General features: G+C 41.0%; 13 protein-coding genes. All 13 read right to left on the bottom strand.

Going from position 1 to position 12,618, the window contains the following annotated elements; genetic code table 11:
* Positions 1 to 14: 14 nt before the first annotated feature.
* Complete coding sequence (locus tag EXT46_RS14880) at positions 15 to 2,063, bottom strand: secretin N-terminal domain-containing protein (protein ID WP_130148197.1); 2,049 nt, start codon at positions 2,061 to 2,063, stop codon at positions 15 to 17.
* Positions 2,060 to 2,542, bottom strand: a complete 483-nt coding sequence (locus tag EXT46_RS14875; protein WP_130148195.1) for a hypothetical protein — start codon at positions 2,540 to 2,542, stop codon at positions 2,060 to 2,062. Before EXT46_RS14875 ends, EXT46_RS14880 begins: the two co-directional genes overlap by 4 nt.
* On the bottom strand, positions 2,539 to 3,087 hold the full coding sequence (locus EXT46_RS14870) for a hypothetical protein (RefSeq protein WP_130148193.1): 549 nt from the start codon (positions 3,085 to 3,087) through the stop codon (positions 2,539 to 2,541). Before EXT46_RS14870 ends, EXT46_RS14875 begins: the two co-directional genes overlap by 4 nt.
* The gene (locus EXT46_RS14865; protein WP_130148191.1) at positions 3,074 to 4,060 is read right to left on the bottom strand and encodes a hypothetical protein; all 987 of its coding nucleotides are present in this window, start codon (positions 4,058 to 4,060) and stop codon (positions 3,074 to 3,076) included. Before EXT46_RS14865 ends, EXT46_RS14870 begins: the two co-directional genes overlap by 14 nt.
* A complete protein-coding gene (locus tag EXT46_RS14860) occupies positions 4,044 to 4,892 on the bottom strand; it encodes a type II secretion system protein GspK (RefSeq protein ID WP_130148189.1) in 849 nt (282 codons plus the stop codon). The genes EXT46_RS14865 and EXT46_RS14860 overlap by 17 nt, the downstream gene beginning before the upstream one ends.
* Positions 4,889 to 5,629, bottom strand: a complete 741-nt coding sequence (locus EXT46_RS14855; protein ID WP_130148187.1) for a prepilin-type N-terminal cleavage/methylation domain-containing protein — start codon at positions 5,627 to 5,629, stop codon at positions 4,889 to 4,891. Before EXT46_RS14855 ends, EXT46_RS14860 begins: the two co-directional genes overlap by 4 nt.
* Positions 5,626 to 6,039, bottom strand: coding sequence for a prepilin-type N-terminal cleavage/methylation domain-containing protein (locus tag EXT46_RS14850; RefSeq protein ID WP_130148185.1), 414 nt, complete (start codon positions 6,037 to 6,039; stop codon positions 5,626 to 5,628). Before EXT46_RS14850 ends, EXT46_RS14855 begins: the two co-directional genes overlap by 4 nt.
* Complete coding sequence (locus EXT46_RS14845; RefSeq protein ID WP_276319723.1) at positions 6,036 to 6,422, bottom strand: prepilin-type N-terminal cleavage/methylation domain-containing protein; 387 nt, start codon at positions 6,420 to 6,422, stop codon at positions 6,036 to 6,038. The genes EXT46_RS14850 and EXT46_RS14845 overlap by 4 nt, the downstream gene beginning before the upstream one ends.
* Positions 6,409 to 7,602 carry a type II secretion system F family protein gene (locus tag EXT46_RS14840; protein WP_130148181.1) on the bottom strand — a complete coding sequence of 398 codons (1,194 nt, stop codon included), beginning with the start codon at positions 7,600 to 7,602 and terminating at the stop codon, positions 6,409 to 6,411. The genes EXT46_RS14845 and EXT46_RS14840 overlap by 14 nt, the downstream gene beginning before the upstream one ends.
* The gene (locus EXT46_RS14835; RefSeq protein ID WP_130148179.1) at positions 7,599 to 9,260 is read right to left on the bottom strand and encodes a GspE/PulE family protein; all 1,662 of its coding nucleotides are present in this window, start codon (positions 9,258 to 9,260) and stop codon (positions 7,599 to 7,601) included. Before EXT46_RS14835 ends, EXT46_RS14840 begins: the two co-directional genes overlap by 4 nt.
* On the bottom strand, positions 9,247 to 9,654 hold the full coding sequence (gene gspG / locus EXT46_RS14830; RefSeq protein ID WP_130148177.1) for a type II secretion system major pseudopilin GspG: 408 nt from the start codon (positions 9,652 to 9,654) through the stop codon (positions 9,247 to 9,249). The genes EXT46_RS14835 and gspG overlap by 14 nt, the downstream gene beginning before the upstream one ends.
* Before the next feature lie 63 nt (positions 9,655 to 9,717).
* On the bottom strand, positions 9,718 to 10,464 hold the full coding sequence (locus tag EXT46_RS14825) for a thioredoxin domain-containing protein (protein ID WP_130148175.1): 747 nt from the start codon (positions 10,462 to 10,464) through the stop codon (positions 9,718 to 9,720).
* 228 nt (positions 10,465 to 10,692) lie between these two features.
* Positions 10,693 to 12,468 (bottom strand): hypothetical protein, encoded by a 1,776-nt coding sequence (locus EXT46_RS14820; protein WP_130148173.1) that lies wholly within the window; start codon positions 12,466 to 12,468, stop codon positions 10,693 to 10,695.
* Positions 12,469 to 12,618 lie beyond the last annotated feature (150 nt).

Below are 12,618 nucleotides of genomic sequence, written 5' to 3'. Positions count from 1 at the left end.
GTGGCTGAATTCAATTAGTCTAAAGTGATAGGAGTGTTATAAAGCTCGGATATTTTTTTACCAAACTCATCCACTTGAGTAGAATCCCTAACAATTCGCGTCGTTATCAACATTATGAGTTCCGTACGACTGTTATTGTCTGTACTACTTGAAAACAACTTTCCGAACAGAGGGATATCAGAAAGAACTGGTACTCCATTTTCTACTTCTGTAACGGTGTCTTGGATCAGGCCACCTAACGCAACCGTTTGCCCATCCCTTGAAATCACTTTTGTTTGTATTGACCGGTTAGTGATTTTTGGTGTTGAAACTTGAATATTAGAGCTTTCGCTAGAACGACTCACAGACATGTTTACATCTAAACTCACAACACCATCTGAATTTATTGTCGGTGCAATTGTCACATTTACACCAGTGTTACGATATTGCACTGAGTTCGCGACTGTTCCAGTATTGATATTGCTAGTACCTTCTACAACTTGAGTAATAATCGGTACTTGATCGCCCGAGTTTATAGTTGCCGACTGCCCATCTTTCACTATCAAATAAGGTCTTGATAGAATTCTTACGTCATCCTGGGTTTCTTTGAAGTTGATTTCTGCCTGCCAGTTACCATCTAGCGCAACTGCGGCGATACTTCCACCGGCCGAGCTTAACGTGCTTGTTAGACCACGGCTCCCTTCAAGACCTCTTGAGTTAAACAGCCATTCTATACCCGAGCTAACATCATCCTGCAAGTTGACCTCAAGAATAGAAACATCGAGTATAACTTGACCCGGTAAAACATCCACCTGGGACAAGAGAGACTCGAGCTGTCGGTACTCAGCAGGGGTCGCCTGAAAAATCAAAGCATTTTGTTGCTTATCAACGCTCATACGAATGTTTTCTATTTTTGGAGCATCACTGACTGTCTCTTCATCAGAGGAATTCCGTATGGACGCCTGAAAAAGTCTCGAAAGCGTTTGGTGCATTTCTTCAGCTTTAGAAAACTTGGGCTTGAAAACATAATATTGCTTTTCATCTCCAGCAATAGGTACGTCGATCTCTTGAGCCCAATAACTAATACGGTTAATGACATCATCACTGGCCGCATATGCAACAAGTGCATTAATACGAGGCATGCTGACAAATGCGATGTCTCCACCACTGTTTATTTGATAACCATCCTCACCTAACAACTCTTTGATCTTAGTTTCTGCTTCACTAGGTTTTACGTTAGCGAACTTATACATTCGAACTTTTCTACCGTAAGCTCGTGGCACGTCCAACATGTTTACTATACGTAAAGCGCGTTTTAACTCTTCTTGCGATCCTTCTAAAACCATCAACTTCTGAAGGCCATGCACAGTAACAGTTGCACTTGATAGCTTACCTAGAATGCTAGTTATATTCTTACTCTCAGTGTAGGTATAAGGAACGAGCTGAGTGATAGTACCCGCTGTATCCGGTATATCACTAATATTGGCACCAATACCGATGGGGATGTCATTTTTCTTATCGCTGCCCTGCTGTTTCTGCAAGTACAGAATGTTGTTCTTGCGATAGGTATTGACACTATTTTGCTGCAAGGTATCGATTGCATTTCGATACAACACAGCTTTGTCAACGGGCTGTGAGAAGTTAAGTGTTATAGCTGTTTTAGACGCAGCAAGGGCAGGGTCCAAAACGTAGTTCAGCCCTAGTAAATCACCAAACACCTCATCAGCAAATAATTTTATCGCCATTTGGTCCGCGACAAATGTTACCTTACTACTGTCAAATGAAGGCGATATGCCGGCCTCTTGCTTCATCTTAACTAACCCTGCCATTCCAGGGACTTGGTCGACTTCTAACGCATTACGACGCTTCTTTGAGTCATCATCACCTTCAGGATCTTGGTTATTTGGGGCTTTATAATCTCCCTTTAAAAAAGATTTATTGATCTTTATATTTTCCCCATTACTTAGCCTTTCTTCCTTTGTGGTAGACGCGCACCCACCTAGCAGGGTGCTAGAAGCTAGCAGGAGTATTGTTGCTCTAAGCATAATGCGTTTCATTTGTCTGAACCCTAACTGTAAAATCATGATTTAACCTTTTTGGGGCGATAGATATCTATCGAGTACCTTTTATCCTTACCAGTAAATACGATTTGCTTTGGTGTGATTTCCACAACTTCGAGCTGGAATAACTCACTACCCACAGAGAGACTGTCGTTGATAACTTGAGCCCCTCTCTTTGCATAAACTCTCACACTAGCTTGATCATCTACCGTAGAAATACTTACGATTCTAATACTGATGTCAGCAACCTTTTGCTCTAGTTCGGGTTGTTCCTCTTTCACAGCTTCTTTTTGGGATACATTGGAGAACTCGATTCCGAGTAAAGTGGCAATGTCTTTCAGAGTTTGCTCCTTTTGCTCTTGGTCCAAAGTTGACAAGCCAACGCCTTCAAATGAAGGAACATCTCTAGTTTCTACACCAGCCCCCTCTTCCTCTGAGATAAGCCAAACTAGGTGGTTAATACACCATAAGAATATAATTGCTAAAAAAATAATTTGTTTCATGCTCTGCTAAACACCTTGATAAACTCAACATCGACAATAAACAAACTATTCCTCGAGTTTGGTTTCCGTAAAAAGGTAACAGCTTTAATTCTATGGCCCTTATTTATATCCTCTAGCTTTGAAATAAAGTTCAACAAAACTAACGCGCTGCCCTCTGCCTTTAAATTACCGGAAAAGGCTACTAGATTATCAGAAATTATTAATTTATCTCTGGGAATTTTGTTAGTAACCACTAAGTCATATCCGGATGCCGAGTCATCTATAACACTTAACCATCGAATAGACAGCTCTTTATCATCCTCGACTGTAGTAAAGTTAGTTGTAACGGCGGCGATATCAGTTTTATAGCCTTCTATAAACTTTTCATATTTTGGCATATTTAGAATTGCACGTTCTTGCTTCTCTGTTACTTTCGACTTCCGCTCAATAACAGACTTTTGCTCTTCTACCCAGGACTGCCAAGGCACATAAAGAAATTCAAACGCTAGAATAAAGCTAATCAAAGGCACACCGATAGTAACTAACTTCTTATTAGTCTTTGCCATATACCCTCTCCGCCTCAATAATAAATAACTCTTTTCCTCGCCTATTATTCACTGGTAATCCAAACTTTACCTCAGCAAGATTCTTGCTTCTCGTTACGGATTGTAAAAGCTCTGTAGCACTCCCTCTAGTCTCACCATATAGCGCTAGTGTGTTTGGAAAAACTTCAATTCTATTTAGGGTATATTGGTTGCCTTCCAACTCAAACGAAGAGAGGACCGGTAAAGCGCTTGTATTATTTTTCATGAATTTTTGCAGTTGCTCGAAGTCCGAACCAAAACTTTTCGCCAAACGCTGAACTTCTAGAGCCTCGTCTACAGAAGAAGACTGCTCAGCTATTTTTTGTTCCAATGAATTAACAGTATGAGACAGGTAAAATGAAGTTAGAGCCATGTAGATAGCAATTACTGAGGCGCCTGCAAATAACGACTGTTTCCAGGTTAACAAGCTCTTAGAGGAACTGCGAGACTCCTTAGTACGCAAACCAACTAAACACCAAGCGGGGGTTGACTTCAGTAGCTCCAATGTAGATTGGCAGTTAGCAGAGAAAAGAGGCTTTTTATCTGCTGATACAATCAAAGTCTCAGCTGCACTGCGTGAGTCTGTAACTGGATATATAAATTCACTTTCACCAGAGACGGTTTTGTAAACATCCAGAGGAATACAATAAAATTCTACCGTAACCTGGTTTAATTGCACATCCATCGCCTGCCAACATACATGAGCAGGAAAAGGGGATACTCTTTTTGACTCAAGTTTGGCTAGCTTGAGCAAGTCAATGGGGTTAGATGCTTTTAGGGTTCTGGTTACTCGTAAAAAGGCATCTGGCATCAGCAGACAAAGCCGCCCAATCCTTTTTTTTCCTTGTTCGCCGTTGGCAATGCTCTTGAGACCTTCAGCTTTGCTATATGTCGCAACAACGTTGACGGCTTGGGCAACTGATGGAAAAAATTTAGTTTTATCTATAGACTTCATTCACTATATAAAAGGGTTTGTATGTCCCTAATCCTCTAATAAGCTCATATTCTCGAGAGATGTTAAAGCCGTCTGCGGTAGAATGAATTACAATGTAATACTTACCGGAAGAATAGCTTCCTCCTCCCTCGTCCTCAGTGAATTCGCCACGGGGAGCTGGTTGCGGCAATATATCAGATCCACTTTTTCCTTGATAGAGTTGTTTTTGTAGCTGCTTAGAAATGTAACTATGATTAATATCCTTAACGGCATACATCGACAGATAAGGAAGTACTTTTTTTAACAACTCGCTATGGCCGTCAAATATATAGTTCAGCTCTTCTTTAGCTACGATATCGTTGTTACTTGGAAGAAAAGGCTCATCGTAACTGCCGCGCTCACCCCCTCTAAATCTCGCAATTCCATCGGGATCCTGCCAATCCTCAAAACGGTCGACGATCTCGGTCACATGGTCTTTTTCAGCTCCAAGAGTTCTCAGAAGCTTCACAAAAACTTCTTTATTGAAAGGCCTAAGAGAAACGAGACCTGATTTATCTGATATAGACACGCTGGCATCAAGATAATCGAACCTTTCACCCTGAAAGCTCTCTAAGTCTGTTGTCTTATTATTTGTACCTTTAGGCCCATAAATATGGATGTTAGACGTCATAATATCGAAGTTAAGCTTCGACTGTATAGAGTAAAGGTTAAGACGCTCTTGTGCTTGCGTTTTCACTAGGTGAGACATCTTCATGTGGTAATTATTCTGACTCATCATTAACAACATAACTGACGTCATTATTGCTGTAATCATAAGTACTAAAAGTAGCGCAGAGCCTTGACTCTTCATCATAAGTCTTCAAACTCCGAATTACTGTTTCCACGCATAGAGTCCGGGTTTTCCTCGGATAACTTCCACATCAACTCCTCTGGGAGCCATGTCTTTTTTCCAACCTCATATATACTAGTAACGCGAATATAAGCAGGTAGTAATTTAGTTTTACCACTGTCGTAATTTTGAAACCACTTAGGAGTCAAGTTAACCTCTGCACGGCCGAACCACCCTGATGTGAAGTTCTCTATATCAGTTCGACTTTCCCAACCGAAGTAATCAATTGAAATATCATTAGCCCTTAAATACTCGAACTTGCTCCCTTCATCACAATCTGAATCAACGACCTTGAAAGTTGATAAATCTCTAGACCCCAATGGTAATTCACAATACAAAAGCTGGTCTTCTGCCCCATCTATCCTGACAAGCAATATACCAATCGCTAATGGCGAGTCTATTAATGCAGGTTTGGTTGTGATAAAGCTCAACGCACGTTGCTCACCTTGGAAAAAAATCTTTTTTTGTTGCTCATAACCTGATAGGTAATAATAAGCGAGGCTTGAGCGCACCGCATTATTAATAGGCTGTAACTCTGTTAACCGCTTTAAAGCCTTATCCTGATCTTGGATATTATCTTGGTTGCCAAAGTTAAAGAAGTATCGATAACTCGATACAGCTAGAGTAATAATGAGGGACATGATCACCATAGAAATCAACACTTCAACTAGAGTGAATCCCCTATATTTGCATACACTCATCCTACTGGCTTCCAAACAAGCTGAGTAAAGTTCAACACTTTGACACTTTTATTATGCTCGACCCGACTTATATCGACGCTATACAATTGGGCAACACCTCTTCCTTGATCAAAGTTATCTTCTGGAGATACCCCCATCACTACGCTTTTCTGTTTTGATAACTTTGCCCGCCACTCAAATAGCTGTCCCCTATAATCGATAGTTCCAGATTGCTGCTCTGTATAATTGAGATGGTATTTCACCTTATCTACTAAAAACTCGCTTAAATAAGCTTGTTCGATAGTTTTCTCAAAGCGTATTTGATGTTCCACCTGAACTCTTGCAACAAAAGACAATGCTGCGATAGCAATGAATAGAATAATTCCTGCTATGAGCACCTCTATAAGAGTCATACCTCTTTGATGAATCATAGTAAAATCTCTTGCTGCTCTCCCTTAGGAGTAGTGAAAGAAACTGTTTGCGGTTGATTTTCTTTCGGTGTTATACGTAACTCTTTAGATGGGAAAGTGAGACTTTTAAATTCGAATGTCCTAAGCACAATATCTTTTTGTTCCTCAGAAGTGACAAGTATTTGCTTGTCATTAAACTTTATGACTAGGGGGCTGTTTGTAAAATAAGTATGGTACCGGGCATACTCTCCGATGTGCTCAAGTCTTTGCAGCTCACCTTTAAAGCGTATCTTATCAACTTGTTTTTGTAAGTTAGGCAAAACAATTGATAGCGCTAACCCCATCAATACTAGCACTATGAGTAACTCTATTAGAGTGAACCCTTTAACTTTAGAATGAGACATCATTTATTGAAACGATACTAAGCAACATGGTGACAACTACTGAACCAACTAGACCACCCATTATAAGAATTAGTAAAGGCTCTAATAAGGCTGTAAACTTCATCAACCAAGACTCAAAGTCATTACGAGCTCTAGAAGCGATTTCTGAAAAAGAGTTATCTAAGCTACCACTTTCTTCACCTACAGCAATTAGGGAAAGCGAAAGCTCATCGAAAAAATCTAAGGTTCGCAAAGAATCCGCTAGAGAATTGCCCGAGGCAATTTGCTTACCTACATGGATGAGACGTTTCTGTAGCATCTCATTCAGCACTGTCCTTGAAGATAGATCCAAGGCCCCAGATAAATTGACACCGCTCTCCAAAGTTAATTGTAAGGCAGTCGCGTACCTTATCCTATCAACTTTGACTACTACACGCTTAACACCCGGGAGTTTTATAAACCTCTGCTGTAACGCCTTTTTATATTCTGGGTTTCTGATAGAAAAAACGAAGAGTACAATTAATGTGACAAGAGCAGCAAATAGGTATTGTTGATTGTTCCTCATCCAACTACTTGTATCAAGTAAAACCTGGGTATAACTTGGGATGGTTTCCATTGAACTGAAAACGCTCGACATACTTGGAACAACAAAGTTAAAAATCGCCAATATAGCAACGACACAGACAATTAAGATAAAGAATGGGTAGGTAGCGGCCTGTATCACTTTCTTCTTTAAAGCGATTTGAAAAGCTAGGTTATCTGCTAAGCGACTAAAAATATTTGATAGGTTACCGGTACTTTCGCCAATCTTTACCATTTCAGCATATAAACTTGTAAAGACTGATTCCCTTTCTTTAATTGCGGCACTGAGATCTGTGCCTTTTTTGACATCATCTAAAACCGAGCTCCAAAGACCCGCTATAGCACTTTTTCCACAAGATTGAACTAACACAGACAGCGCCCTATCGACTTTTAATCCGTTGTTCAATAGGATGGCCATTTGGCTTGTGGATTGCTCAATGTCGGCTAAGGTTATGGTATTATCAAATATTCCTCCACGAGTTGCCTCTGTGATTGATAACGGTGATAATCCCTCACCAATAAGCATCGACTCCGCCTCACTTTCATTGACAGCGACCACTTCGCCTTTTCTTTTCTCTCCCTCACTGTCATAAGCGACATACTTAAAAACGCTACTCAACCCGATACCCTCAGTACTTCATCAACTGTTGTAACACCCTGCAAGGCTTTTAAAAATCCATCTTCTTTGAGAGTTCGGTACTGCTCTCGTTTCATTAAGTCATACAAGTTGTCTAATAGCTTTTCATCCTTAGCGATACGCCTAACTTCGTCGGTACAAGGTAAATACTCCAAAAAGGCAACACGCCCAGCATAGCCAGTTTGTTCGCACTGTTCGCAACCGACAGGTTGGTACAAGCTAATATCTTCAATGGAATATTTCTCTGCTACACGGTTTAGTTCATAGCGCTCTATTAGCTCACTTTCAAGGCTATGGCGCTCTTTACAATGCGGGCATAGCGTTCTTGCCAATCTCTGCGCCATTATAGCCACCAACCCCGCATTTAATAGGTATTCTTCTACACCTAGATCCATTAGGCGAGTGTAGGCTGTAGGTGCATCATTAGTATGTACAGTCGAGAAAACTAAGTGTCCTGTCAGAGCGGATTGAAGTGCTATTTTTGCTGTTTCATTGTCCCTAATTTCACCTACCATAATCACATCAGGGTCTTGACGGACAATACTTCTAAGACCAGCAGAAAAGTCAAACCCTATATCAGGATTAACTTGCACTTGGTTTATTCCAGATAGCTGATACTCAATGGGATCTTCTAAGGTAACAATTTTTACATCAGTGGTATTAATCTGGTTTAGAAACGAATATAAGGACGTTGTTTTACCCGAACCGGTAGGACCTGTCATTAAAATAACACCGGAAGTCCGTTTTAAATCTTCATTGATCTGCTCAATTAAGTCACGCGAGTAACCTAGCTTTGCAATGTCAAAGCGAACAGCATTTTTAATTAAAAAACGCATAACCATACTCTCGCCACTACCAAGAGGCAAAGATGAGCAACGAATGTCGAGGTCGGTACTACCGGCTCTCATCTCTATTTTCCCGTCTTGAGGCCTCCGCTTTTCAGCTATATCCATTCCAGAGAGGATTTTGATACGAGATATTACAGCCAACTGTAAGTTGTTCGGAATAGGGTCAGCTTCTTTAAGAATTCCGTCCACTCGATACCTTGCCCTATACCTGCCTTGCATCGGCTCAATATGTAAATCCGACGCTCCAAGCTTTATACCACGGTTGATTAAATTATTAACTAAGTTCACCGTCGGAGCGCCTAGTGCAAGCTCTTTTAGCTTCTCTACGTTATCACTACTTACCTGTGTGCTTAGTGAGCTTGACAGTAACTCAAATTGCTCAGCGTAGAGCTCTAATTCTTTATCTGTTATGACTACGAGCTGCACATCAAATGGAATAAAAGATAAGTAATCTAACCCCTCTTGAGAGTGGGGTGATGTGAATCCAACGATTAAACACTCGTTGTCTTTTGCGATAGGTATAAACCCGTGCTTTATCATAAATTTGATATTGACCGAGTCTAACTTAGCAATTTCTTCAACCGATAAACAAAAACCTTTTGTCCATCGTGGCTTTCCTAACAACTCAGAGTAGAGCTCCACAAGTTGCTCTTCATCTAGCCATCCGGAGTTGAAAAGAATCTGCTCTAGAGGTTTATCCACACTCGCTTGAAAAGCTTTCGCCTCCTCGACCCGACCATTATCTAATACCTCGTTGGTATTCAAAAAGGCTTCGACCTTAGAATTCCACATCTGCGTCTTCGCCCTCTCCGCCTTCCTTGCCGTCTTTACCCAAACTTTTCAAAGTAAATGACTCGCCGGTATTTGGGTTTGGCTCCGGCGCATAAAAGTATTCGTTATTCCAAGGGTCTAAAGGGATTTTCTTAGCAAAATAAGGGCCGTCCCAATATTCCTCATCTGACTGTCTCAAATCTTGTAACTTTTCCGGGTAGTCCCCTAAGTCAAGTCGGTATGAATCTAAAGCTGTTGCTAAAACCTGTAACTGAGCCCCCGCTACTTGATCCTTTGCAGAAGCAACCTTACTAAACATTCTTGGGGCGACTATTGAGGCTAGTAAGCCTAAAATCACCATTACTATTAGTAGCTCAATAAGCGTAAAGCCTAAATTTTTCTTTGCTTTTTTCATCTAATACCTCTTTAACTAAAGGTGGACAAAAGCCACCTTATAGCAACTTATTTATACGCTAGTTTAATTTTTTTCTATAAGCCTATCAATTATTTCGCGAAGGTCCTCATACTTTGGTGCGCCCTCCAGCTTCTTCCAGCTTTCAAGCTTTCCTTTGTTATGTAAACCAATTACGAACGTCGGTGTTTTTGTTATTCCCAATGCTTTTGCTAACTTTTTATCTAGCGCTATTTGCTGATATATTTTCTCATTATCTAAACACGCAGATAAGCTGTCTTGATCCAAGCTTTTTATAGCCCCAATTTCTTGCCATTTTTCTTGTTTGACAAGATCACTTTCTGTAAATAGCGCTTCTTTAACTTGAGCAAACTTACCTTGCTGGTTTGCACAAATCAAATGAGCTGATGCTTCTGTTGCTTGCTCATGAATTGAAAGTGGATTCTGACGGTTAGCGAATATAACTTTATCTGTATCAATGAAGTCTTTTTTTAGTTTCGGATAGGTTTCTAAAGAAAACTTCTTACAATAAGGGCACTGTATATCCGTGAACTCCATAATGGCTATTTTTGCACTCTCAGAGCCCTCCAAAACAGCTCCTTGAAGAGGTACGGCTTCATCCGTAGTGATTCTCTCTCCCTCAAGTAGGCCTATTTCTTTGGCTATTACAGTCTGATTCTTTTGTAATTGGCTAACCCTGTTGATCAGCATACTGACCTGCTGCTCTAACTGAGCTATTCGTTGACCATCATTTGCTTGAACGCTAAACGGTAAGGCTAAAGTAGCGGCAACAGCCAATGCTAATCGTTTCATCTTTATAACTCCTATTAGTGAAACTTAAGTTACTTCAATTTAGGCTGGAGCATAGAGTTGCATGAAAATATTCTAGGCTATGACTACGCCCAAGTTGAGGAAACACTAAGTGCTCTTATTAAAACTGCTTTTGTGACTTAACTTTATCAAGAAAGTTCAATAAAAAAAGCCAGTCAGTTACCTGACTGGCTTCATGTAAGAATACTTACTTTGTAATTACATTAGCAATTACTGGTTCCAGCTGTTTTGATCAAGAACTGGAAGTACGCGGTCAACACCACCTGGGATGTTCTGAACGCTTACACCGTGAACTTCATCTTTAGGAGCTGCAACGTTGAACGTCATTGTGTGACGGAAGCCTGTACCTGTGTAACCAGCAGCTTTAGCTGCTTTGATTACTTCGTTTGCACGAAGAACAGTAGAAGCTTTACCTGCTACAGAGCCAACTTGAACAGCTTTGATAACGTTACCACTCTCGTCGAAGATATCAGCTGTAATTGTAGCTACAGAGTCTGATTCGTTAGTGATACGTACCCAGTTGTTACCTGTGTCATAAGTGTAAGGTACTTTAAGAACCGCACCGTCAACACCTACTTCAAACGCTTTTTCTTCAACACAAGATGTAGTGATTACGTCGTGGAAGGTCTCATCTTCAAAGTCGATGTTAGCGTCCATCATTACGTTGTAGTTAAAGTTCATGATGCCGTCGTTTACGTTTTGAAGCTTAGCGTAAACTACTTCATCAGCGCCACCGAAGATTTCATCTGCATCGTAGATGATGTCAGTAGTGCCTGCTGGGTTAGAGTAAGTCCAACCTGCTGGTGTTGCTGTGATTAGGTTGGTTGGAGTTGCGTTGTCGCCAGTCCAATCGTGCCATAGAGAAACATCAACTGCTGAAGGCATGTTTACACCGTCTACAGAGTAACGTACGTGTACGTCATCTTGAGGGTCTAAAGTGATGTGGCCATCAAGAGTTAGGTCGTTCTTCATGACGAATGGGAATACAGCTGCTTCAGCATACGCTTGACGGTCGATATCAAGAGGTAGTGCTTCACCATCTGGGTCTGTAAGCATCATGTCAACGTTCTGAACGATACGGTCCATAGTGCCGCCGTCGATGAAACGTGTACGAGGTGCTACTTCAGAAAGGTTATCTTCAAGATTACCAGTTGAACCACTTGTCCAATTGTATAGACCACCGTCACCATCGATAGTTACCATAGTGAATGAATCTACTGGCTTAAGAACAGTGAACTGACGCTTGATTTCAACGAAGTCTTCTTGCTTGTTCTTAGCACCGATAAGATCAACACCACCTACGTTTGCATAAAATGCTTCGATACCGATGTTGTCGTATTCTTCAGAACATGACTCAGAGGTTTCGATATTTAGGTAAGGCGACTCGATAAGAGCTGCGTTGGTAGTTGGAGTACCGTTCGCATCTGGAGTAGCATTCTGACCGTCAGCTGCAACGCTGCGTGACCATACTAAACGTGAACCTGATTGAACAGAAACACCTGCTTTTACTACGAAAGTAATTTCTTTACCTTCGTTGAAAGTACCATCTGAAGTTGCTACCTCACGGTAGATACCGTTTTGGTCAACCTGGATTAGGTGCATTTGGTTAGCGTTACCAGTACCCCAGTTAGCATCACCTGTTAGGCGGAACTTAAGAACTGTACCACTTGGAAGGTTAGTTGTTGGAATATAAACTAACTGAAGCTCTTCATCCAATGAGTTTACATCGTTCAAGTTCATGCCGTAGTTCTTGGTAAGCTCATATGCTACTGAGCTTAGATCTAGAGCAGCAAGACCTGTCTCGCTTGCGCCAGAACGCGGATCTTGACATTCTGCAGCTCTATAAAGCTTTTGATGAGCAGTTACTGCACCATCATCAGCAGTTTTATAGACTTCGAAACACGCTGACGTACCTGCATAGGCATTACCAGCCAGAGTCGCAGCCACAGCGGCTGGAATTAAAGCGAGTTTTTGCAAACGCTTCATTTTTTATCTCCTTGTATCCGGTGGACACTTTACACGTTAATTAATGCTAATCGATTAGCTTGTTAACAAAACAATATATTAAAGAGCCCGACCGACACTTCAAAAATGTAGCATCAAATCAGGGCGCCTTCATTATGCGTTTATATCAAC

It is taken from the genome of Pseudoalteromonas sp. CO325X (assembly GCF_004208955.1).
Lineage (GTDB): Bacteria > Pseudomonadota > Gammaproteobacteria > Enterobacterales > Alteromonadaceae > Pseudoalteromonas > Pseudoalteromonas ruthenica.
Note: the sequence above shows the minus strand (reverse complement) of the source record. Positions and strands in the feature narration are given on the sequence as shown.